We start from the raw sequence: 22321 nt of genomic DNA, 5'->3' as shown, positions 1-22321 counted from the left end.
TGGCAAGCCAGCTTCCACAAGGGTTTTGCGTATGACGGTGACCTGTGTCGAAACGCCGACCTGTGGGAGCCGGCTTGCTGGCGATGGCGAAAGCAGAATCCACCGCACAACTCCGGCGAAAAATGATAGCGTGCTTGGCATTCCCGCCGTTCGATGAGCTTTGCGATGAAAAAAACCGTACTCGCCTTCAGCCGCGTCACCCCTGCCATGGTCGAGCGCCTGCGCCAGGATTTCGAGGTGATTGTCCCGGATCCCAAGCTCGGTGATCTCAATGCCCAGTTCGACGAAGCCCTGCCCCACGCCCACGGGCTGATCGGCGTCGGCCGCAAACTGGGGCGTGCCCAGCTGGAACATGCCGGCAAGCTCGAAGTGGTCTCCAGTGTTTCGGTCGGCTACGACAACTACGACGTGAGCTACCTCAGCGAGCGCGGAATCATGCTCACCAATACTCCCGACGTGCTGACCGAAAGCACCGCCGACGTGGCCTTCACCCTGATCATGAGCAGCGCCCGCCGTGCCGCCGAACTGGATGCCTGGACCAAGGCCGGCCACTGGAAAGCCACGGTCGGGCCGGAGCTGTTCGGCACCGATGTCCACGGCAAGACCCTGGGCATCGTCGGCCTGGGCAATATCGGCGCGGCCGTGGCCCGCCGTGGCCGCCTCGGCTTCGACATGCCGATCCTGTACAGCGGCAACAGCCGCAAGCCGGAGCTGGAACAGCAGCTCGGCGCGCAGTTCCGCAGCCTCGATGCGCTGCTGGCCGAAGCCGATTTCGTGGTACTGGTGGTGCCCTTGAGCGACAAGACCCGCCACTTGATCAGCCAGCGCGAACTGGGCCTGATGAAGCCGGGAGCGATCCTGGTGAACATCTCCCGGGGTCCGGTGGTGGACGAACCGGCGTTGATCCAGGCGCTGCAGAACGGCACGATCCGCGGCGCCGGACTGGATGTCTACGAAAAGGAGCCGCTGGCCGAGTCGCCGCTGTTCCAGTTGAAGAACGCGGTGACCCTGCCGCATATCGGTTCGGCCACCCACGAGACCCGCGAGGCCATGGCAAACCGGGCCCTGGCCAACCTGCGCAGCGCCCTGCTCGGCGAGCGCCCCCGCGACCTGGTCAACCCCCAGGTCTGGAACAGCCGGGCATCCGGCTGACCGCCGCTGGCGCCGGCCGCAACGGTGTGCCCGGCTTGCGGAATACCAGCACGTTGCCGAGCATCACCGCCACCAGGCCGCACAGGGCCGGCGCGCTCCAGTGGTAGCCCTCGGCATAGGCCGAGACATTCAACGCCACCAGCGGAAACAGCACCGTGCAATAAGCCGCGCGTTCCGGCCCCATGCGCCCGACCAGGGTCAGGTAGGCGGTGAAACCGATCACCGACCCCGGAATCACCAGGTACAACAGCGAACCGATATACCGCGTGTTCCACTCCATCTCGAAGGGAATGCCCTGGACCAGGCAGTAACCGGCCAGCATCGTCGCGCCGTAGAGCATGCCCCAGGCGTTGGTGGTCAAGGGTTTCAATCCGGCCTTCTGTTGCAGGCTCGACAGCAGGTTGCCGGCAGAGAAGAACAGCGTGCCCAACAAGGCCAGCCCCAGGCCGAGCACCGTGTGCGGCCCGGCGGTGTGCCCGGACAGCTCCGGCCAGAACAGAAGGCCAAGGCCGAGCAGGCCGAGGCCACCACCCATCAGCACATTGCGGGCAATCTTCTGCCTGAAGAACACCCGGGCGTTCAGGGCGTTCCACAGGGTCGCCGTGGAAAACACCACAGCCACCAGGCCACTGGGAATCCACTGGCTGGCCGTGAGGAAGCACATGAAGTTCAGGCAAAACAGGCACAGGCCCTGGGCCAGGCAGATCAGGTGGCCACGGCGGTTCATCGGCTGCAGGCGCCGGCTGAGCAGCAGCAGGACGAACAGCACCAGTGCCGCCAGGCCGAAGCGATAGACGATGGACACCGGGATCGCCACCACGCCCAGTTGCAGTTTCAGGGCGATCCAGGTGGTGCCCCAGATCAACACGGTCAGCAGGTACAGAAACAGGTTCATCAGGTGCGTACTCCCAGGGACGGCCTCCAGTGTCGCCCCCTGCCCCGCCCCGCGCTTGCAGAAACTTGCGCTTTTGTCGGCCCGTGGGCTGGCAGCCGGACGCCGACGGAGTAGGATGCGAGACGTTGGAGAACCGATCATGGCCGCACTCGATACCCTGCAAGTCTTTCAAGCCCTCAACCGCTCGCCCAACTCCCGCCTGGAGCACAGCGCCGAGTTCGGTGATGGCATGTCGGCGGCCCTGTGGAGCAACCATCACGACGCCCAGGACTACGAGGCGCCGAGCCATCACACCCTGTCCTGCTACATCGCCGGCGGCACCGGGACCTTTCGCCGTGACCGTCCCGACAACAAGGGCGGTCCGGACAGGCTCTGCATCCTGCCCGCCGAGCATCAGTCCGGCTGGGTGATCAATGGCAGCCTGCGACTGGCCCATGTCTATATCAGCCAGGAACAGTTCGCCCTGGAGTGCGTCACGCTGCTGGATCGCGAACCGCGGACGGTGCACTTGCAGGAGGCGACATTTCTCGAGGATGCGCGGCAGGTCCGGCGCTTTCACCAGTTGCTGCAACTGAACTGGGACGAGCCCGGCGAGCGCCTGCTGGGCAGCAGCCTGGCCCATGAAATGCTCAGCCATACGCTGCTCAACCAGGTTGGCCTGCGCCAGGGCCTGCGGCTCAAGGGTGGCCTGGCGGCACACCAGCGGCGCCTGTTGACGGACTATATCGACAGCCGGCTGGACCAGCCGTTGAGCCTCGGCCAACTGGCAGGCCTGTGCAGCCTGTCGGAATATCACTTTGCGCGGATGTTCCGCAGCAGCTTCGGCCTGCCGCCGCACCAGTATCTCCTGGCGCGACGACTGAGCCGGGCCCGCGAACTGCTGCGCGCGACCCACCAGCCCCTGGGCGACATCGCCCTGGCCTGCGGTTTTGCCAGCGCCAGCCATTTCAGCAACCGCTTCCGCCAGGTCCTCGGTGCAACGCCTGGCGATTACCGGCAGGCGTTTACCCGCTGACATGGCGGCTGAGCCGCGACAACTCAGGTATCAGGTTGCTGCTTGACGTCTTTCGACTCGCTCGACGAAGCGTCGACTTTCTGCGCCTGGGCCGTCAGGGTCTTCTGCTCGGCCTGTTCGCGATTGGCCTGCTGGCTGAGCTGGAAGTTCTGCCAGCGCTCGATCACGCGATCGGAACCACCCTCGGCCAACGCGGCAAAAGAACTGACGGACAATAACCCGGCAATAAACAACGTAGACAGTTTCATGAGTTTGATCTCCAAGCAAATAAAAGGGAGTGCCGTCTGGGCGGCCTGATAATTCAGAAGTACTGTCGGACAATTATATTAAGTCGCCGTTAACGGCTACATGAATGACTGATTACATTATTTTCAGAATTGAATGCCGGACGACCACCGGCCTTAGGCGCCGTAGAGCCAGGGACAGGCGATCTGCAGGCAGGCCTGCATTGAAGGAAGGGAGGATATTGCAGCAGAAACAACCAGAAACTTTAAATTAAACTATTTTTATCAACACATAACGCTGCGTTAACAATAACGACAACTTTCACACCCGAAGCATTTTCAACTTGTTAGTTGCAGGGCCTGCTCTCATGTCGGACATGAGAACAGGCCACGGGATTACTTCTTGGCGACGTCGGCAGGGGGTGAGACGGCCTTGGGCTTGATCAGGCTGAAATCGATCAGGGCCTTCTGCGCACGGGCATAGGGGTCGCCGATCAGCAAGGGACGAACCTTGAACTGATCGTTGACCACGCTCTTGCTCAGGTCCTGCTCGTCGAACGTCAGGCCGGCCAAGTCGGTCCAGGTGTGGATCAGGTTGGAACTGCTGTAGGGCCGGTTCAGGTCCGAAGCGAAGTTCCAGTCATGGGTTTCGCGCCATTTCGGCGACGCCCAGGCGATAAACGGAATGGTGTACATCGGCGCGGTCGGCTTGGCTTCGTTACGCCCCAGGGTGGCATGCCCGGCGGAGTCGAAGACATCTTCGCCATGGTCCGACAGGTACAGCAGGAAGCCGTTGGGGTCGGTCTTGGCGTAGTCCTGGATCAGGCTCGATACCACGAAGTCGTTGTACAGCACGGCATTATCGTAGCTGTTGTAGGTCGGAACCTGGTCATCGGTCAGGCCTGGCGGGACACCGGTGCGGTCGGCGAATTTCTCGAAGGTCGGCGGGTAACGGTACTGGTAGCTCATGTGCGTGCCCAGCAGGTGGATCACGATCAGCTTGCGCGGCGCGCTGTCCGCCAGGGCCTTGTTGAACGGCTCCAGCACGTCGCCGTCATACTGGCGGGCGTTCTGGTTGCGGTTGTTGTTGAGGTACACCTGCTCGTCGGCCTGCTCGGAAAAGGTCGTGAGCATGGTGTTGCGCTTGGTCATGGTCTGCTGGTTGGTAATCCACCAGGTCTTGTAGCCGGCCTGTTTCATCACGCTGACCAGCGAGGGCGTCTTCAGGTACAGGTCCGGGTTTTCCTCGTCGGCGAACGTCAGGACCTGCTGCAGGGCTTCGATGGTGTAGGGCCGGGGCGTGACGACATTGTCGAAGATCGCCAGCTGTTCCTTGAGCTTGTCCAGGTTCGGCGTGGTTTCCCGCGGGTAGCCGTAGAGGCTCATGCGCTGGCGGTTGGTCGACTCGCCGATGACCAGCACCAGGGTAGCCGGCAGGCCGGCCTGGCTGTCCTTGAGGTTATGCAGCGGCGGGATCTTGCTGACGTTGTCGAGCATGCCCTGCATATTGTCCAGCTGTTCGCGATAGCGACGGTAGGCCACCAGCATCTGCCAGGGCACTGCCGGCTCGATGCGGGTTTCGAAGCGTTCCAGGCCATCGGCCAGGGTCGCGCTGCGGTTGATCTGGGTGAACAGCGGATAGCCGATCACCGCCACCAGGATCGCCGTCGCCGCGACCAGGGCCTGGCCGCGTGGCAGGTGGACCGGACGCAGGCGGGTCCACAGGAAAATCGCCAAGGCGGTGTGGGCGATGAACGCCAGCACGATCCACCAGGCAAAGTACTGGGTCATGTACTCGCCGGCTTCAGCGATGTTCGATTCGAACATGATGAAGATGACGCTTTGCGAGAATTCCTGCTGGTAGATGAAGAAATAGCCCAGGCTCGCCATGGAGCATGCCCACAGCACCAGGCCGATCACGGCGCTGAGCAGACGGGTCTTCCTTGGGAACAGCAGCATCGGCGCCAGCCAGATGGCGCTCATGAAGAAGGCCTGGCGGAACCCGGTGAAGCCGGAAGTGCCGGTCAGCTGGATCAGCAGTTGGGTAATACCCGAGAAGTACCAGAAGAACAGGAACAGCCAGCCGAATCCGGCCCAATCAAAACCTTTCGCAGACTTGGGGCTGCGTTTGAACATCGCCATAGAACACTCCAGCCAGTCGCTACCTGAATCGTGGCGCCGAAAAAAAAGCGCCCACGACAAACGGCCGCACGAATTACGCACGGCTAAACCGGTTGGAGTATCGGTAGATCAATGTGAAAAGTTCGTGAGTCGGGAGCATTCGCTCCCGGCCGTGACGCGCAAGGCACAGCACCAGGCACGCCGGTGACTGGCGTCAGTCGGTCATTGGCCCAGCTGTGGCACCGGGGCTTGAGCGGTCAGGGCCTGCGTGCGCAGGGCTTCGCGCAACTGGGCGACCTGTTGTTGCAGGGCTTCGCGTTCGTCTTTCAACTGCCGCAGTTCATCACGGCAGATCGTGACATACAGGGTTTGGGGAGGACGTACTGCGGATACCGTACCCATTGCTCACCTCGCGAAGGGTCTGTTGCGGTGGAGCCGGCAACGCTGGGTCGCAGCGGTGCGGCTCATTCACAGTAATTTTGGGTTCTTTTTCCGCACTTGGGAACTTTTTTATTTTTTGTTGTCGTTGTGTCCCGCAGACGCCGCCGAGCGTAAGGCACCTCGACGGCCGCCCTCAGTCGGTCTTGTCGGCCAGGGACTCGACGATCGAGTCCTCCACGGCCTTGATCTGCCGGCCCCCCACCCCATAATTGTTGGTCAGCATGGCGAACACCAGTAACCGTCCGTCGCGATTGGTGACGTAGCCGGCCAGCGACGACACGCTGCGCATGCTGCCGGTCTTGGCATGCAGGTTGTTGGCTGCCGCCGTCCCGCGCAGGCGCTTGCGCAGGGTACCGCCGGTCATCCGGTCGGGATTGCCGGCCACCGGCAACGCCGCGTACCAGGCCTGGAACCAGGGCTGGGTGCGCGCCGTCAGCAGCAACTCGCTGAGGGTTCGCGCGGAAACCTGGTTGCGCCGCGACAAACCGGAACCGTCGACCTGCAGCAACCCCGCTGGCGCTATGCCATGTCGCAGCAGGAAGCCATTCACCGCCGCCGCGCCCGCCACCGCGGTGCCGGCATTGGCGGTCTTGCGGCCCATGGACTTGAGCAGGATTTCCGCCATGTTGTTGTTCGACAACTTCAGCAGCGGCGCCATCAGGTCCGCCAGTACCGGCGACTGGTGCTCCACCAGCGGTCGGGCCATGGTCGGCGTGGCCATCCCCAGCACGCTGGCGCCTTCGACCACGATGCCTTCGCGGACCAGGGCGCTGCGGAACAGGTCGGCGACCAGGCCGGTGGGCTCCCAGACAGTGACCTGGGCGACGCGCTGGGCACCCTTGGGCAATGCCCCGTCGATGCGCAACAGATTGCCGCCATGGCCGCGACTGACCACCAGCGGACCGCCGCGCCCGGTGGTGGCCCGGTTGACCAGCGTCATGTAGCGATTATCGGGCGTGAAGCTGACACGCGGCGGTTGACGCACGCCCGCGGAACTCACGTTGACCAGGATCGAGCCGACGTCGAAGTCGTCATTGGGCGATACGCTGAGCGCGGAAATCTGCGCGGAGAAATACTGCTGCTCATCCGCGCTGTCCCAATCGAGCCCGAGCCGCTCACGGTCGAAGGCGGTGTCATCGAGGATCAGCCGGCCGCGAACGCGGGTAATGCCCTTGCGCGCCAGTCCGGCCGCCAGGGCCTGGTAGTCTTCCTGGCGCATCGTCGGATCGCCCGTGCCACGCAGGTAGAGATCGCCGACCAGCAACCCGCCCTGCTGCGTTCCGGTGGTCAACAGGGTGGTGGAAAAGCGGAAGTTGGCGCCGAGCACTTCCATTGCCGCCGCCGTGGTCACCAGCTTCAGGCTGGAGGCCGGGACCAGCCGGGTTTGCGCGTTGAATTCACAGACCAGTTTGCCGCCGTCCGCCTCGCGCACCACCAACGAGGTCGTCGCGCCCTGCATGGCCGCGCCGCGCAGTCGGCTGTCGAGGCTGGCGCAAAAGTTCGAGCGGGGCAGCGGCAGGGGCAGTTGCGCCGCTTGCAGGATAACCGTCCCTCCCGGTTCTGGTGCTGTCGGCGCTTTCGGCGCCTTGCTGGAGCAGGCCCCCAGCAGTACCAGCAAGGCCGCCGCGACCCCCTTGCCCATGGAACCTTGTAGCCAATTCATCTTCTGCCTCGATTTCAACCGACACACACAAGAGCCGCACGGGAAGGCGCGGCCCCATCACTCAGGAGGCACGTAAGGACAAGGCACTTATCGAGTCAACGCGGAGAATTATGCGGTAACACCGTCCCGGGAATCCATGCGCGATTGACCGGGATTCCAGGGACAGGGTTTATCTCAGGGCGCCAGCGTGGTGACGGAGAAGGTATCGGCGTGGAAAATCGGATCGGCCTTGGGCTCGCCCCTGGCGCCGGCCGGCAGGGTGAAATCCATGGCGGGCAGGTAGACCTTCCGGCTCCGCGGATCGAAGGCCATGTTATAGGCCATCGGCAAGGTGCTGACAGCGCCGGTCAGCCGGTAACGATCGGCGTCCACCTGCTCGACCAGCGTCAGGCTGGCATCGACGCCACTGGGCACCAGCAAGCGCCGGCTGTCGCTGTCGTAGGCCAGGGCGTTGACGTCCCGGCTGATCGGCAGGCTGGCCTTGAGCGCACCGCTTTCCAGGTCAGCGACCACCAGCCGCGGCTGCTCTCCCCGGCATGCCACGAACAGGCGCTGGCGGGCGGTATCTTCGGCCAGAGCGCTGGGCCTGGCACAGCCCTCGAACTGCCAGCTGTCGAGCACCTCGAACGTACTCGCCGACAACCGCGCCACCTTACCTTCATCACGCATCGGCAGGAAGAAACTGCCATCACCCTTGACCAGCAACGGGTCGATCTTCTTCACGTCCAGCTCGTGGGCGGCAGTGATCCTTTCCTGCTGCGGATCGAAGACGAACAGCGTCGAGCGATCGGCGCGACGCCCGCTGACGATGATCACCTGGCCGGTTACAGGCTCATACACCGCGCTGTTGAGATTGCTCCGGGCCACCGGGATACGTTTCAACACCTTGAGGCTGGACAGCTCGACCACGCCGAGGCTGCCATCGGTATTGAGCACGAACACCCGGTCCAGGCCCGGCACGAACACCACGCCGTTGGCGCCGGCCGAGTCCTCGAGGGTCTTGACCAGGCGCTGTTGCGCCACGTCGAAGACACTCAGGCCGTTCTCGCGCCGGGCGAGAAACAGATACGGCCGCGTCGGCTCCAGCGCGACAAAGCCCCAACTGTCGCCACTGCCGGGCAACGTCACCTGGTGCTCGCGGTGATACAGGCGGGCGTCCTGAGGCGCGGCCAGGGCCGCGGCGCTCAGGCCCAGGGCGAAAATCACACTGATCAGGCGCTTCATCAGAACTCCAGGGTGCTGGACAGCGACACCTGCCGCGAATCGCCCATGGAGACGAATACCCGGCTGACCGCCGAGGTGTAGTAGGTCTTGTCGAACAGGTTCTTCACGTTGAGCTGGAACTTGACCTTCTGCCCTTCGACCTTGGTGTCGTAGGTGGCGAAAGCATCCGCCACGGTGTAGCCCGGCAGTTCGAAGGTGTTGGCCGCATCGCCCGCGCGCTCGCCGACATAGCGGGCACCGGCGCCAACCCGCAGCTGGTCGCCGCCCACGATCGTGCCGAAGTCATAGACCGCCGACAGCGAGCCGCTGTTCTTCGCCACGTTCTGCAGGTCGTTGCCCTGGAAGTTGGCGTCCTTGGTCACCTCGGCATCGGTGTAGGCATAGCTGCCGATCAGGCTCCAGCGATCGCTCAACTGACCGCTGACATCCATTTCCAGGCCTCGGGAACGCACTTCGCCAGCAACGCTGTACTGGTTGGTCAGGCCTTCGGCGACGGTCACCAGGACATTGCGCTTGTGGATATCGAAGAGTGCCGCGGTGGCGGTCACCCGACCAGGGATATCCAGCTTGGCGCCCAGTTCCCAGGACTTGGATTCTTCCGGATCGATCGAGCCGTCGAGGACCAGGCGCTGGGTGCCGGTGGTCACGAGCGGGGCGATGGTCGAGTTGGGCTTGAAGGACTCGGTGTAGCTGCCATAGAACGACAGCTCGTCGGTGTAGCGGTACACCAGGCCATAACGCGGCGAGAACTTCTGGCCGTTGGTGTCGGTGTTGACCTGGAACGGCCGGCCCTTGCCGGCATATTCGTCGAATGTCTCGAAGCGCCCGCCGGCCACCAGGATCCACTGGTCGTTGAGGTGGATCGAGTCCTGCAGGAACACCGCGTCGCTACGCAGCAGGTCGGTCTGGGCGCTGTCCTTGGGGCTGACGGTGGAACCTTCGACTTCGCGGCCATACACCGGATCGAGGTAATTGAAAGGCCCGCGCTGGGCCTGGCGGATCAGATCGGCCCGGTAGATCTTGCGGTACTCGTCATCCAGGCCGAACACCAGGTCATGCTGCATGCCGGCGACCTGGACCTTGCCTTCGAGGCTGGCGGTGGTGAAGCGGTCGGTGGTCAACGCGCCCTGGGTACCGTCCATGCTGCGGGTCAGGGTGCCATTGGGGTTGACCGAAACGGTGCGGACCTGGCTCGCATCGTAGGTCTCGCGGTTCCAGCTGTAGCCGAAGTGGGCTTTCCAGTTGTCGTTCAGGTCGTGATCGGCCTCGAAGTGATAGAGGTCGGAGCGGCCTTCCATATTGTTGAACGGCTCGTCCAGTCGACGACCGGCGGGAATATCCAGCGGGTGGTTGGTCTTCGGGTCGATAGCCGTGCCACGGTCGAACGGCGTGAGGAACTCACGGTGTTCATAGGCGAACAGCAGCTTGGTGCTCTCGCCGAACCAGGCCAGGGACGGCGCGATCAGGGTTTCGCGATGGGTGCCGAAGTCGCGCCAGTAGTCCTCGTCCTCGTGGTCGACGATCATCCGGTAGGCCAGGTTGCTGTCGCCGATGGCGCCGGTGCTGTCGAGGCTGCCGCCGCTGCCGTTCTTGCCGTTGCCGTAGCTCGAGCCACGGATCGTCACGGCATTGTACTGTTCCAGCTGGGGTTTCTTGCTGACCAGGTTGACCACCCCGCCCGGGTCCTGGATGCCGTAGAGCAGCGAGGCCGGACCCTTGAGCACTTCGACCCGCTCGGTGGTGGCATTCAACGCGCGGCCCTGCACCAGCGGCATGCTGTCCTGCATGATCGAGCCGTTGCGGTTGTCGCCGAAGCCGCGAATCATCACCGCGTCCTGGGTGCTGCCAAGGGTGTTGGCCTGGGTGATGCCGCTGATGTTCTTCAGCGCGTCATCCAGGTTGCGTGGGGTCTGGTCGCGCACGACCTGGGCCGGGACCACGTTGATGGTCTGCGGGATTTCCTGCAGCGAGGCGCTGGAACGGGCGATCGAGGTGACCTGCGGCGGCTGGTAGCTGGTGCCGCCGCCGTCCACCGGGCGACTGCCGCTGATGGTGGTGGCACCGAGGCTCAGCGCCCCCTGGGTCGGCAACGGCTCCAGGGCCAGGGTGTGGTCGTCGGTACGACGGAAGGTGAAGCCGGAGTTGCCCAGCAGGCGTTGCATGGCCTGCTCGGCACTCATCTGTCCGCTGACGGCGGGCGCCTGCAGGCCGTAGGGGGCTTCATCGGTGTAGACCACGCTCAGGCCGGTCACCCGGCTGAAGTCGTTCAGGGCCTGGGGCAAGGGTTTGGCGGCAATCGAAAAGTTGAAGACGGTGCTGTGTTGCGTGCTCGCGTCGGCGGCCTGGGCCACGCTCAACGGCAACAGGGCAAGCCCCGAAACCGCCAGCGCCGATGCGCCGAGCCACTGTTTGACCGAACTGCCTGCCACCGATTTTGCCCTGGACTTCATGCTGGAGACCCGTGTGTAGATAAACCATTAATGCGAATGCATCGCACTTTCACCCACTACACGGATGACGCCGGGGTTTACCTCACCTCTTTTTTGAATTCTTTTCACATGCCCCTTCTGAGCGTGCCGCGATCCCCGTGGGAATGCCTCACTGGACGCTCTGCGTGCGCCGTTGTGACGCAGAGCGTCACGGGCTGCATTCCCACGCAGAGCGTTGGAACGATCATCAGGGTGGACCGTCAGCGCAGGACAATCAGCCGCCCCAGCAGTTTGTGCTGCTCGAATCCCAGCACCCCCTGCAACGAGTCCAGCACCGCCTGCGGGTCTTTGTTCGGGAAACTGCCGCTGACCCGCCGCGCCGCCAGCGTGTCGTTGAACACCAGGATGCGCCCCGGATAGTAGCGCCGCAGGTCGTCGACCACTTCGGCCAGGGACGCCTTCGAGTAATTCAGCCAGCCCTGGCGCCAGGCCAGTTGCATATCGCTGTCGACGCTGTGCAGCGGCTGCGCGGTGCCATCGGCATAAGCCAGTTGCTGGTTGGCGGTCAGCACCTGCTGCGCCGCGCCCTTGCGCGGCGTGACCCCGATCCGGCCCGACAACACCGTGACCCGGGCGCCGTCCTCTTGCAGGCGAACTTCGAACTGGGTGCCGAGGACCCGCGCTTCACCGCCCCGGGCATCCACCACGAAGGGTTCGCCGGTATGGCTGACGCTGAAAAACGCCGAACCGCGGCGCAACCGCACATGCCGCTCGCCCCCCCTGAAATCCACGGCGATGGCGCTGTCGGTGTCCAGGGTCACCTGCGACTGGTCGGCCAGCGTCACCGTGCGTATCTGCCCCGGCGCGGAGACATAATCGGCACCGAGGTCGTCGAACCAGCGCTGCGGCTGCCAACCGGCACCGAGGGAAATCATCAACAGCAGGCAGGCGGCCATCGCCAGCGGCGCGGACCAGCGCCACAGCGTGCGGCGTGGCGGGCGCTCCATGGCCTTGAGGAAACCCTGCAGGGCAAAGGCCTCTTCCCGCGCCAGCCTGCTCGCCGGCACCTCGCTCAATTCCCAGAGCACCTGCGCCTGGGCATAGGCCTCGGCATGGGCCGGATCGGCCTGCAGCCAGCGGCTGAAGGTCGCCTGGTCGCCGCTGCTCGGCTGGTCGTGCAACAGGCTCAGCCAGGCCAGCGCAGCCTGCTCCTGATCGGGCGTCACCTGGACGCTGGTGCTGTTCATTTCGGTGCATTCCCTGGCGTGCGCGATATCTGGGGGTCTCGAAGGCTGGCCTTGCAGGCTTCGAGCGCGCGCATCATATGTTTTTCCACGGCACTTTGGGAAAGCCCCATGGCCTTGGCGATTTCCGCGTACTTGCGTCCATGGATGCGGTTCAGCAGGAAAATCTGCCGGGTACGTTCAGGCAGGGCGCGCAAGGCCGCCTCGACATGGCGCAGGTCGTTGCCCGCCTCCAGCGCGGCCTGGGGCTCGAGACTCTCGTTGTGCTGCTCGGGCAGCCAGCCTTCATTGATTCGCACGCGGGCCCCCTCGCTGCGCAAATGGTCGATGGCGATGTTGCCGGCACAGCGCAGCAGGTAGGTGCTGAGCTCCTCCACCTGCACCAGCGGCCGCCGCCAGAAACGCAGGAACAGGTCCTGCACCAGGTCCGCCGCCGTCGCCCGGCAACCGACGCGACGGCTGACCAGCGCTTCCATCTGCGAGCGCTGGGACAGGAACACCTGGAGGAAATGCGCGCGCCCGACGCTGCTGTCCAGCTCGTTGGCCTCAGGTGATTCAGGCGGTGTCAGCATCAGGTTCAAAACGGCACCACCCCGGAACGAATAATCGCGCAATATTAATGATAAATATTCTCATACGCAAAAGGCGTCGACGAAATCCCTTCGCGGCCATTGATCCGGGTGGATTGCCGAATGCCATGAGCGGCCCTTACAATGCGAACAATTCTTGTTCTCTTACGCATCCATGCAAGCTCCCGGAGTGGTCGCGGTGCCCCACGCGCAAACCGTCGAAGTCCTTTATCACGCTCACCACGGCTGGCTCACCGGTTGGTTGCGGCGGCGTCTCGGCTGTCCGGACAGCGCGGCGGACCTGGCCCAGGACACCTTCATCAAGGTCCTGACGGCCCGCGAGACACCGCGGATCATCGAACCCCGCGCCTTTCTGACGACCATTGCCAAGCGCGTGCTGTGCAACCACTACCGGCGCCAGGACCTGGAACGGGCCTATCTGGAAACCCTGGCCCAGTTCCCCGAGATGCTCGCACCGTCCGAGGAAGACAAGGCCATCATCCTGCAGACCCTGGCCGAACTGGACCAACTGCTCGACGGCCTGCCGCGCCCGGTGAAACGCGCGTTCCTGCTGTCCCAGGTCGATGGCCTGGGCCACGGGGAAATCGCCCGGGAACTGGGCATCTCGATTGCCACGGTCAAGCGCCATCTGCACAAGGCAGCCTTGCGCTGCTACTTCGCCCTGTGAGCGCGTCGATTAACGGCCCGGTGGATTTTTCCTCGCGAGTGGCCGAGCAGGCGGTGCACTGGCTGCTGGAAACCCAGGACGGCCCGCTCGACCCGCGCCGGCAGCAGGCCCTGCAGCAATGGCTGGCCGCCCACGGTGAACACCAGCGGGCGTGGGAACATATCCAGCGGGTCAACCAGCGTTTGCGCGGACTGTCTTCGCCCCTGGCCCATGCCGCGTTGAATGCCCCGCGCAGCCACGGCCGGCGCCAGGCACTGAAACTCCTGCTGCTGTTGGGGGCCGGTTCGGCCCTGGGCTGGGGCCTGCGCGAACACAATCCGCTGACGCCTCTGCTGGCCGACTACCGCACCTCGGTGGGACAACGACGCAAGGTGCAACTGGCCGATGGCAGCCAATTGCAACTCAATACCGGCAGCGCCGTCGATGTACGCTTCGATGCCGGGCAACGACTGATCCGCCTGCTCGAAGGCGAAATCCTGCTGACCGTGGCACGGGACAACCGGCCGCTACTGCTCTCGACCGGGCAAGGCGAAGTGCGCACGCAACAGGCCCGGCTCAATGTGCGGCAGTGGAGCGATCACACGCAGTTGGCGGTCTTCGATGGTCAGGTCGAATTGCAGCCGCGGGACTGGAACGGCGCGCCATTGCCGGTGCAGAAGAACCAGCAGATCAGTTTCAACCGCCGGGGCTGGGAGCAGCCGCAGCCACTGGCGACCGGCAGCGGCGCCTGGACCGACGGCATGCTGGTGGCGGCCCATATGCGCCTGGCGGACTTCCTCGACGAGGTCGCCCGCTACCGCCGCGGCCAACTGCATTGCGCGCCACAGGTGGCGAACCTGCTGATTTCCGGCAGCTATCCGCTGGACGACAGCGAACGCATCCTCGACCTGCTGCAAGTCAGCCTGCCGGTGCGGGTACGGCGGTTTACCCGCTACTGGGTGACGGTCGAGGCACGGGCCTGACATCTCGCAGAAAAACTTGAAAAAGAGTGAGCCGTTTTTTCAGTCTCGCGTGACAGAGAAGGAAAGCCACCTTGATTCCACCTTCTCAGGATCACCGACATGCCCTCTCAGCCGTCCCGCCTCACGCCCCTCGCCCGCTCAGTGCGTCACCTGCTGCTGGGCGCCAGCCTGAGTTTCGCCGCCCTGGCCCAGGCCGACGAGGCCCGGCATTACCAGATCGCCCCGACCTCCCTGGAAAACGCCCTCAACCAGTTTGGTCGCCAGGCCGGCGTGCTGATCTCCTTCGGCTCCCAGGTCACCGGTACCCTGCAGAGCCATGGCCTGGACGGCAACTACAGCACCGCCGAAGGGCTCGACGCGCTGCTCGAAGGCACCGGCCTGCGGGCCCGTGACGAAGGCAACAACGCCTTCAGCCTGCAGCCGCTGCCGCCTGCCGCCAACAAGGCCCCGCTGGAGCTCGGCGCCTCGACCGTGGTCGGCGACTGGCTCGGCGCCGCCGAACAGACCAACGTCTTCGAACATCCCGGTGCCCGTGACGTGATCCGCCGCGAAGAATTCGAACGCCAGGGCGCCACCCAGGCCCGCGATGTACTCAATCGCATCCCCGGCGTCAATGCCCCGGAAAACAACGGCACCGGCAGCCATGATATGGCACTGAACTTCGGTATCCGTGGCCTCAATCCCCGCCTGGCTTCGCGCTCGACCGTGCTGATGGACGGCATCCCGGTGCCGTTCGCCCCTTATGGCCAGCCGCAGTTGTCGTTCGCCCCGATCAGCATGGGCAACATGGACGCGGTGGACGTGGTGCGCGGCGGCGGTGCCGTGCGGTATGGCCCGCAGAACGTCGGGGGCATCGTCAACTTCGTGACCCGCGCCATTCCCGATGCGCCGACGGTCAAGGGCGGCTTCCAGACCGAAGTCAGCCCATCGTCCAGCCAGGACGGCTTCAAGCGTACCGGCAACCTGCTGGCCGGCGGCACCGCCGACAACGGCCTGGGTGGCGCGCTGCTGTACTCCGGCACCCGTGGCGGCGACTGGCGCGAACACAGCGACACCGAGATCGACGATCTGATCCTCAAGGGCAAGTACCAGCTCGACGACGCCAACAGCTTCAATGCCATGGCCCAGTACTACGAGGGCAAGGCCGATATGCCCGGCGGCCTGAGTACCGCGGACTACGCGGCCGACCCGTATCAGTCGACCCGCCGGAAGGACAGCTTCTGGGGCCGCCGGACCCTGTTCAATGTCGGTTATCGCTACCAGGAAGATCGCCGCGAATTCACCGTCAACAGCTTCTTTACCAAGACCCTGCGCAGCGGTTACCTGGACCAGGGTACGTTCCTCTCGCTGTCGCCCCGTGAATACTGGGTACGCGGGCTGGAAACCCGTTTCAGCCAGGGCTTCGACCTCGGCGACACCGTGCATGAACTGGGCGTCGGCTACCGCTATATCAACGAAGCCGGGCACGAACTGCGTTATCGCACCCCGCTGGCCGCCAACCAGGTGTTCCCGACCACCGACAGCCGCAACGACCGCGACACCCGTGGCGCCACCGAAGCCAACGCCTTCTTCATCGACGACCGGATCGATATCGGCAAGTGGACCTTCACCCCGGGCATCCGCTACGAAATGATCGAATCGCAGCAGACCGACAAGCTCCTCAAGCAGCAGTACAAGGGCAACTACAACACCGCCCTGCCCGCCTTGAATGTGATGTACCACCTGAACGAAAGCTGGAATCTCTACGCCAATACCGAAGGCTCCTTCGGCAGCGTGCAGTACAGCCAGATGCAGAAACGCGTGGCCGGCGGCGAAGTGAAGCCGGAAAAGGCCCGCACCTGGGAACTGGGCACCCGCTATGACGACGGCAACCTGCGGGCGGAGATCGGCGCGTTCCTGATCAACTTCGACAACCAGTACGAGAGCAACCAGACCAACGACACGGTGATCGCCCGCGGCGAAACCCGGCACCAGGGCATCGAGACCAGCGTCAACTACGCCCTGGACGGCCTGAGCCCGGTACTGGCGGGCTTCGATGTCTACGCCACCTATGCCTATGTCGATGCGACCATTCGCGAAGACGGCCCCAACAAGGGCAATCGCGTGCCGTTTTCCTCGAAGCACAAGGGCACGCTGGGAGTCGGTTACACCGAAGGCCACTGGAAGCTGAACCTGGACAGCAGCTACCAGAGCAGCCAATTCGCCGACAACGCCAATACCTCGGCCGAGACTGCCGACGGCAGCAACGGGCGCATCCCCGGCTACATGCTGTTCAGCAGCCGCGCGGCCTATGATTTCGGCCCGCAACTGTCGGACCTGAATGTCGCGGTGGGCGTGAAGAACATCTTCAACCACCAGTACTTCACCCGCTCGTTCGAAGACAACAACAAGGGCAAGTACGTGGGTGAGCCGCGCACGGTGTACCTGCAGACATCCGTGGCCTTCTGACCCCCCTGATCAGCACGCAAAAAAAACGGGCCTGCAATGCAGGCCCGTGGTTCCTTCAGCGCTGACGATCAGCCATTGGCGGCCAGGCGTACGCGCTCTTTTTCTTCAAACTCTTCTTCCAGCAGAGCGTCCCCCAGGTCGCGGCGCTCGCCTTTGATGATCGCCGCGCGTTTGGCTTGCAGCTTGCCAAACAGATGTTCCAGCGCATGTTCCAGCTTGATGGCCGCCCCATCGATCGCCTGTTCCAGCGTATCGGCTTTATGGGTGACCGAAATCGGTTGATGGTTTTTTGGCCGCGCCTCCATCTGGCAGCGCATATCGTGCGGACCCGGCTTGTCGCCGTTCTCGTCCTTCAGGTGAATTTCGACCCGTGTCAGGTCTTCTTCATAACGTTCGAGCGCGCTCTCAACAGTTGTGCGGACCCACTCCTCCAGTCGAATGCTGCTTTGAATATGGTTATCACTATTGACTTGGATTTGCATAGTTATTCCCTTATTTCAGCTAGCTCGCAAGAGTCTCGTCACACCGCTGGGAGGCGGTGCAAAACGTGACCTCTTGCTTACAGAGTTGGGCAGCTGAAAAAACAATTCAAGCCTTTTTGAAAGATAAATTTTTCCGACGAAAAAAGCCGGACAAGCAGCAAAAGCACTGGTAAGGTCGGGAGTTGGGTCGGGGTGCTTTGTTGTCATTTTCTGATACAACCCTGCCAGAAAAGGCGAGCTGCGCGCTCGCCGCAAGCCTTTCCCGAACCGGGCTTCCCTGCCCGTCCCGATCAGTGGTTGCCCTGCCCCGCCGGCACCTGGCGTTCGCGGGTGTAGCTCAGGACAAAATGCGCCACCAGGCCGAAGATCAACCCCCAGAACGCCGCCGCCAATCCCAGGTAACTCATGCCCGATGCCGTCACCAGAAAGGTGATCAGCGCCGCTTCGCGCTGTTTCTCGTCGGCCATCGCCCCGCTCAACCCGGCACTGATCGCGCCGAACAGGGCCAACCCGGCGAGTGAGGCGATCAGTTCCTTGGGCAAGGCGCTGAACACCGAGGCCAGGGTCGCGCCGAAGGTGCCCATGAGGATGTAGAACACCCCGCAGGCGATCCCCGCGATATAGCGCTTGTCACGATTCTCGTGGGCCTCACGACCGGTGCAGATCGCCGCCGTGATCGCCGCCAGGTTCAGGCCATGGGCACCAAAGGGCGCCAGCAGCAGCGAACCGATGGCCGTCAGGGAAATGATCGGCCGGGCCGGATTCAGGTATCCCGCCGTGCGCAGGACCGCCATGCCGGGCACGTACTGCCCGGTCAGGGTGACCAGGGCCAGGGGCAGGCCGATATTGATGATCGCGTGCCAGCTCCACTGCGGCGTGGTGAAGATCGGCTGCGCCACCGCGACGGTGATCGCCGATACCTGGAACTCGCCCATGGACGCCGCGAAGCCGCAGCCGACCAGCAGCACCGCGAGAATCGCGTAGCGTGGCGAGAAGCGCTTGAAGACCAGGTAGGCCGCGATCATCGACAGCACCAGCGCCGGCTGCACACGGATCGAAGTGAAAAGCTCGGCGCCGAAGCGAAACAGGATCCCCGCCAGCATCGCCGCCGCAATCGCCCTGGGCAGGCGATTCATCAGTTTGTCGAAGGCCCCGGACAACCCCACCACGACGATGATCAGCGAGGCCACCAGGTAGGCGCCGATGGCTTCGGCGAAGGACACCGTCGGCAGCATCGACACCAGCAGCGCCGCCCCTGGCGTCGACCAGGCGGTGATCACCGGAATCCGCAGGCGCCAGCTCAGCAGCAGGCCGGTCACGCCACTGCCGATGGAGATCGCCCAGATCCACGACGACACCTGGTCATTCGACAGGTGCGCCTGGGACGCCGCCTGGAACACGATGATCAACGGTCCGGCATAGGAGATGATCACCGCGATAAAGCCGGCGATAACCGCCGATAACGAAAAATCCTTGCTGAGGCTGCTCATGGCATCGGGGCCCGTAGAGAAAAGGAGGGAAGGCATTGATTCGATTGAATCGAAGAACTATCAGTCTATTCTGAATAATTGATTCGATTCAATAGACTCAATCCAATTTATTGTTTCGCCCCTGTGATAAGCTCCCCCCGGTCCTCAATTTCCCTGATCGGCAGCCAATACGCATGTGGGTTCCTCAACTCGGCGACTTCAATCAACCGGTGTACCTGTCCATCGCCGATGCCCTGGCGCGGGATATCGCCAGCACCAGGCTGCGCGCCGGTGATCGCCTGCCGACTTTGCGCGAGCTGGCCCAGGCCCTGGACGTCACCCCCGGGACCATCAGCCGCGCCTACAGCGAAGCCCAGCGGCGCAGGCTGGTGCAGGGCGAAGTGGGGCGTGGCACCTACGTCCTCGAACAGAACCCGTCGACGCCCTCCCGCCCGCCCTCCCCGACGCTGCTGAGCGGCGGCCCCGGCGACCTGCTCGACCTGTCGATCATCAAGCCCCATGGCGACACCCTCGAACACGGCCTGCGCGATGCCCTGGTGACCCTGGCCAACGACCCGGACTTCACCCGTGCCCTGGACTACGCCCCCGACGGCGGCCATCCGGCCCATCGTGAAGCCGGTGCGCAGTGGTTGCGTCATGCGCTGCCCGACGCCCGCTGGCAGCAAGTGGTGATCACCGCTGGCGCCCAGCATGGCCTGATGGTGGCGATCAGCGCCCTGAGCAACAGCGGCGACCTGGTGCTCTGCGAGTCGCTCTGCTACCCCGGCATCATCTCCCTGGCCCACGGCCTGGAGCGGCGCCTGGGCGGCATCGAGATGGACGAGGAAGGGATCATTCCCGAAGCCCTGCGCGAACGCTGTCGCCAGGAAAAACCGGCGCTGCTGATCTGCGTCGCCACCTGCCAGAACCCGACCACGGCGATCATGTCGGCCAGGCGTCGGGCGCAGATCGCCGCGATTGCCGAGGAATTCGACTTCATCATCGTCGATGACGACATCTACGGCTTCCTCGCCACCGACCCGGACATCCGGCCGCTGTCCAGCCATGCCCCGGAGCGTTCGGTGTACCTGACCAGCCTGTCGAAGGCAGTGATGCCGGCCTTGCGCATCGGCTATCTGTACAGCCCGCCGAAACTGCTCTCGCGGTTGACATCCATGGTCCGCAGCAGCATCTGGATGCCCTCGCCGCTCACCGCGCAACTGGCCAGCACGGTACTTGCCGAAGGCCTGGACACCCAGCTGGTGCAGGTCCAGCGCCAGGAGGCGGCAGCTCGCCAGGCCATCGCCGCCGAAGTCTTCCGCGGTTTGCAGATCAGCGCCCAGCCCCACGGCTATCATCTCTGGCTGACCCTGCCGGAACCCTGGAGCGGCGACGAGTTCACCCTGCTGGCCCGGGCCAATGGCGTGCTGGTGCTCAGCGGCACCCAGTTCCAGGCCGAGCGCAGCAGCCCGACCCGCAGCGTGCGTATCGTGCTGATGTCGCCCACCAGCCGCGAAGAACTGCGCTTCGCCCTGACCAAGCTGGCCAGCCTGATCGACTCCGATCCACGTCGTTACTACTGAACGGTCGTCCAACCGGCACAGGGCTTGCTAAGTCATTGATGAGGTCCTGCCCCGGCATGAGGCCAGGGCAGTCGACCTGCCAGTGGTCCGGAATAGCGAACCAATCCGGATACCGACCAGTCAATGACTGCATGTTTCGATCAGAGCGGTGAAGACCATGGATAATCCCTTTCAGTTGATCAACGACGCCTTCCAGCCCGAGTACCGGGTCAACCTGAGCCTGCAACGCCTGGATGGCAGCATCATGCTCACTTTGTCCAATGCCGGCGGGGTCGTCGCCAAACGGATGATCAGCGCCGCGCAACGCAATGACCCGCAACGCCTCAAGCGCCTGATCCAGAGCGTCCAGTTCGGCATCGCCATCGAGCAGGGCCACAGCGCCCTGGATATCCTCACCGCGATGACCGACAGCGACAGCCTCAAGCTGCTGGCCCGGCCGCCCAAAGTCGCCGCACAGGGCCGCAGCTATCTGGCCAATGGCCTCTAGAGCAACTGCAACCCATTGGGGCGCGCGCCGGGGAAAACGGTCTGAAGTTGCGCACCGGACAGACCCCAGCTGCGCCCGAGCACACCGCCCAGCACATCACGATAATTGTTGAGCACCGGATAATCGCGGTTCTGCAGCAGGCCGGCGGCATTCACCGCGACCTGCTCGCCGGCGATCCGCCCGCCCTGCACGCTGCCGCCCAGCACCCAATACACCGTGCCATGCCCATGGTCGGTGCCGCGGTTGCCGTTCTCGCGAAAGGTCCGACCGAACTCGGAAACCACCACCACCGTGGTGTTTTTCCATTGGTCGCCCATGGCCTCGGCGAAGGCCGCCAGGCCCTGTCCGAGATTGGCGAGGTTATTCGACAACTGCCCGCGAACAGCCCCCTGGTTGACGTGGGTGTCCCACCCGCCGACATCGACGAAGCCCAGGCGATACTGCTCGCGCATCAAGGTGGCGATGCGCCGGGTCTCGACCTCGAAGTTCTTCGCCGTCGGTGCGCCACGCCCGGCCTTGATCATCTCCTCCTGCAGATCCCTGGACACCTGCTGGCGCAACTCCAGGCCATCGGACACCGAGGCGGCCTGCGGCGTGCCCTGGTACATCGCGGCGAGGATCGCCGACTGGCGATCGTCGAACACCGGTTTGGAGACGCCCCGCAACGACAGGTTGGGAATGTCCTTGCCACCCTGGAAACTCAAGGGCTGTGCATCGGTAAAGGCAATCGGCGCGCTGCCCGGCACCGTCCCCGCCAGGCGCGCGAGAAAGCCCGAACCGTAATGACCGTGCTGCCCGCCGGGCAGGCCGGCTTCGATATTGTCCTGGGTTTCGAAGTGACTGCGAGACAGGTCATCGGTCCCGGCAAAGGGGATAAAGGCAATCTGCTTGCGCTGCCACAACGGATAGAGCGAATCGCGCAGGACGGGGTTCAAACCCCAGTGGGCATCGAGGGCAATGGCACTGTCGATGTTGTGCGGATCGGGCCGGGCAATCGCCAGGGTCGGGCGCGACTCGTAATAGAAATCGCTGGCGTACGGCACCAGCAGATTGTTGCAGTCGTAGCCACCGCGCAGGAACACCATCAGGAAACGAGGCGCCGATGCGGGTGCGGCGAACAGCTTCCCGGAAAACGACAAGCCCGGCAGGGTTGCCGCGGCCACCGCGCAAGCTTGGAGAAAGTCTCGACGATTCATCACGGCACCTTGTGTTGGCTAATGCGCAG

Annotated in this window: 19 protein-coding genes; 7 read left to right on the top strand and 12 right to left on the bottom strand. The window is 63.9% G+C overall.

The features are described 5' to 3' along the window. Positions 1-165: 165 nt before the first annotated feature. Entirely contained in the window at positions 166-1152 is a 987-nt protein-coding gene (locus HX881_RS16895) for a 2-hydroxyacid dehydrogenase (RefSeq protein WP_177085575.1), read from the top strand. Here the strand turns inward: HX881_RS16895 and HX881_RS16890 are convergent. After that, the gene (locus HX881_RS16890; RefSeq protein WP_177085573.1) at positions 1115-2047 is read right to left on the bottom strand and encodes a DMT family transporter; all 933 of its coding nucleotides are present in this window, start codon (positions 2045-2047) and stop codon (positions 1115-1117) included. The genes HX881_RS16895 and HX881_RS16890 overlap by 38 nt on opposite strands. 139 nt (positions 2048-2186) lie before the next feature. Here HX881_RS16890 and HX881_RS16885 point away from each other — a divergent pair, with 139 nt between their 5' ends. After that, positions 2187-3062: a helix-turn-helix domain-containing protein gene (locus HX881_RS16885; RefSeq protein WP_017125693.1), complete on the top strand. Its 876-nt coding sequence runs from the start codon at positions 2187-2189 to the stop codon at positions 3060-3062. A 23-nt stretch (positions 3063-3085) separates the two neighbouring features. On the opposite strand, the gene HX881_RS16880 is transcribed toward HX881_RS16885, so the two are convergent. The 8 genes from HX881_RS16880 to HX881_RS16845 form a co-directional block, all read right to left on the bottom strand. Beyond that, positions 3086-3310: a co-regulatory protein PtrA N-terminal domain-containing protein gene (locus HX881_RS16880; protein ID WP_177085571.1), complete on the bottom strand. Its 225-nt coding sequence runs from the start codon at positions 3308-3310 to the stop codon at positions 3086-3088. A gap of 372 nt (positions 3311-3682) precedes the next feature. Continuing rightward, positions 3683-5428 (bottom strand): phosphoethanolamine transferase CptA, encoded by a 1746-nt coding sequence (locus HX881_RS16875; RefSeq protein ID WP_177085569.1) that lies wholly within the window; start codon positions 5426-5428, stop codon positions 3683-3685. 201 nt (positions 5429-5629) lie between these two features. Next, positions 5630-5809 carry a DUF6026 family protein gene (locus HX881_RS16870; protein ID WP_177085567.1) on the bottom strand — a complete coding sequence of 60 codons (180 nt, stop codon included), beginning with the start codon at positions 5807-5809 and terminating at the stop codon, positions 5630-5632. A gap of 172 nt (positions 5810-5981) precedes the next feature. After that, complete coding sequence (gene dacB / locus HX881_RS16865) at positions 5982-7511, bottom strand: D-alanyl-D-alanine carboxypeptidase/D-alanyl-D-alanine endopeptidase (protein ID WP_042935413.1); 1530 nt, start codon at positions 7509-7511, stop codon at positions 5982-5984. Between the two features lie 174 nt (positions 7512-7685). Beyond that, on the bottom strand, positions 7686-8735 hold the full coding sequence (locus HX881_RS16860) for a YncE family protein (protein ID WP_017126456.1): 1050 nt from the start codon (positions 8733-8735) through the stop codon (positions 7686-7688). Next, positions 8735-11185 (bottom strand): TonB-dependent siderophore receptor, encoded by a 2451-nt coding sequence (locus HX881_RS16855; protein WP_177085565.1) that lies wholly within the window; start codon positions 11183-11185, stop codon positions 8735-8737. The genes HX881_RS16860 and HX881_RS16855 overlap by 1 nt, the downstream gene beginning before the upstream one ends. Positions 11186-11424: 239 nt before the next feature. Then, positions 11425-12411, bottom strand: coding sequence for a FecR family protein (locus tag HX881_RS16850; RefSeq protein WP_177085563.1), 987 nt, complete (start codon positions 12409-12411; stop codon positions 11425-11427). Beyond that, positions 12408-12983: an RNA polymerase sigma factor gene (locus HX881_RS16845; protein WP_042935455.1), complete on the bottom strand. Its 576-nt coding sequence runs from the start codon at positions 12981-12983 to the stop codon at positions 12408-12410. Before HX881_RS16845 ends, HX881_RS16850 begins: the two co-directional genes overlap by 4 nt. Before the next feature lie 193 nt (positions 12984-13176). Between HX881_RS16845 and HX881_RS16840 the strand changes: the two genes are divergently transcribed. The 3 genes from HX881_RS16840 to fecA all read left to right on the top strand — a co-directional run bounded on the left by HX881_RS16840 (position 13177) and on the right by fecA (position 17075). Further along, a complete protein-coding gene (locus HX881_RS16840) occupies positions 13177-13665 on the top strand; it encodes a sigma-70 family RNA polymerase sigma factor (RefSeq protein WP_017126461.1) in 489 nt (162 codons plus the stop codon). A 20-nt stretch (positions 13666-13685) separates the two neighbouring features. Further along, the gene (locus HX881_RS16835) at positions 13686-14627 is read left to right on the top strand and encodes a FecR domain-containing protein (RefSeq protein WP_177085868.1); all 942 of its coding nucleotides are present in this window, start codon (positions 13686-13688) and stop codon (positions 14625-14627) included. A gap of 99 nt (positions 14628-14726) precedes the next feature. Next, a complete protein-coding gene (gene fecA / locus HX881_RS16830) occupies positions 14727-17075 on the top strand; it encodes a TonB-dependent Fe(3+) dicitrate receptor FecA (RefSeq protein WP_177085561.1) in 2349 nt (782 codons plus the stop codon). Positions 17076-17143: 68 nt separating this feature from the next. Here the strand turns inward: fecA and HX881_RS16825 are convergent, their stop codons facing one another. Then, positions 17144-17557, bottom strand: coding sequence for an HPF/RaiA family ribosome-associated protein (locus tag HX881_RS16825; protein ID WP_017126464.1), 414 nt, complete (start codon positions 17555-17557; stop codon positions 17144-17146). Between the two features lie 290 nt (positions 17558-17847). Beyond that, positions 17848-19047, bottom strand: a complete 1200-nt coding sequence (locus HX881_RS16820; protein ID WP_177085559.1) for a benzoate/H(+) symporter BenE family transporter — start codon at positions 19045-19047, stop codon at positions 17848-17850. A 173-nt stretch (positions 19048-19220) separates the two neighbouring features. Between HX881_RS16820 and HX881_RS16815 the strand changes: the two genes are divergently transcribed. Both HX881_RS16815 and HX881_RS16810 read left to right on the top strand, forming a co-directional pair. Further along, entirely contained in the window at positions 19221-20609 is a 1389-nt protein-coding gene (locus HX881_RS16815) for an aminotransferase-like domain-containing protein (protein ID WP_177085557.1), read from the top strand. 157 nt (positions 20610-20766) lie between these two features. Then, the gene (locus HX881_RS16810; RefSeq protein ID WP_017126467.1) at positions 20767-21096 is read left to right on the top strand and encodes a DUF3509 domain-containing protein; all 330 of its coding nucleotides are present in this window, start codon (positions 20767-20769) and stop codon (positions 21094-21096) included. On the opposite strand, the gene HX881_RS16805 is transcribed toward HX881_RS16810, so the two are convergent. Beyond that, positions 21093-22292 (bottom strand): DUF1501 domain-containing protein, encoded by a 1200-nt coding sequence (locus tag HX881_RS16805; RefSeq protein WP_177085555.1) that lies wholly within the window; start codon positions 22290-22292, stop codon positions 21093-21095. The two genes, HX881_RS16810 and HX881_RS16805, sit on opposite strands and share 4 nt — an antisense overlap. Positions 22293-22321 lie beyond the last annotated feature (29 nt).

Origin of the sequence: Pseudomonas gingeri (genome assembly GCF_013386115.1) — a bacterium.
In the GTDB taxonomy this organism is placed as follows: Bacteria; Pseudomonadota; Gammaproteobacteria; order Pseudomonadales; family Pseudomonadaceae; genus Aquipseudomonas; species Aquipseudomonas gingeri.
The sequence above is the reverse complement of the archived record's forward strand: the minus strand, read 5'-3'. Positions and strand labels throughout refer to the sequence as shown.

Bases quoted from the DNA above. Each gene is read 5' to 3' on its own strand.
- dacB (WP_042935413.1), bottom strand. From the start codon at position 7,511: ATGAATTGGCTACAAGGTTCCATGGGCAAGGGGGTCGCGGCGGCCTTG.
- HX881_RS16805 (WP_177085555.1), bottom strand. From the start codon at position 22,292: ATGAATCGTCGAGACTTTCTCCAAGCTTGCGCGGTGGCCGCGGCAACC.
- HX881_RS16875 (WP_177085569.1), bottom strand. From the start codon at position 5,428: ATGGCGATGTTCAAACGCAGCCCCAAGTCTGCGAAAGGTTTTGATTGG.
- HX881_RS16855 (WP_177085565.1), bottom strand. From the start codon at position 11,185: ATGAAGTCCAGGGCAAAATCGGTGGCAGGCAGTTCGGTCAAACAGTGG.
- HX881_RS16825 (WP_017126464.1), bottom strand. From the start codon at position 17,557: ATGCAAATCCAAGTCAATAGTGATAACCATATTCAAAGCAGCATTCGA.
- HX881_RS16895 (WP_177085575.1), top strand. From the start codon at position 166: ATGAAAAAAACCGTACTCGCCTTCAGCCGCGTCACCCCTGCCATGGTC.
- HX881_RS16815 (WP_177085557.1), top strand. From the start codon at position 19,221: ATGTGGGTTCCTCAACTCGGCGACTTCAATCAACCGGTGTACCTGTCC.
- HX881_RS16850 (WP_177085563.1), bottom strand. From the start codon at position 12,411: ATGAACAGCACCAGCGTCCAGGTGACGCCCGATCAGGAGCAGGCTGCG.
- HX881_RS16820 (WP_177085559.1), bottom strand. From the start codon at position 19,047: ATGAGCAGCCTCAGCAAGGATTTTTCGTTATCGGCGGTTATCGCCGGC.
- HX881_RS16810 (WP_017126467.1), top strand. From the start codon at position 20,767: ATGGATAATCCCTTTCAGTTGATCAACGACGCCTTCCAGCCCGAGTAC.
- fecA (WP_177085561.1), top strand. From the start codon at position 14,727: ATGCCCTCTCAGCCGTCCCGCCTCACGCCCCTCGCCCGCTCAGTGCGT.
- HX881_RS16860 (WP_017126456.1), bottom strand. From the start codon at position 8,735: ATGAAGCGCCTGATCAGTGTGATTTTCGCCCTGGGCCTGAGCGCCGCG.
- HX881_RS16885 (WP_017125693.1), top strand. From the start codon at position 2,187: ATGGCCGCACTCGATACCCTGCAAGTCTTTCAAGCCCTCAACCGCTCG.
- HX881_RS16890 (WP_177085573.1), bottom strand. From the start codon at position 2,047: ATGAACCTGTTTCTGTACCTGCTGACCGTGTTGATCTGGGGCACCACC.
- HX881_RS16870 (WP_177085567.1), bottom strand. From the start codon at position 5,809: ATGGGTACGGTATCCGCAGTACGTCCTCCCCAAACCCTGTATGTCACG.
- HX881_RS16880 (WP_177085571.1), bottom strand. From the start codon at position 3,310: ATGAAACTGTCTACGTTGTTTATTGCCGGGTTATTGTCCGTCAGTTCT.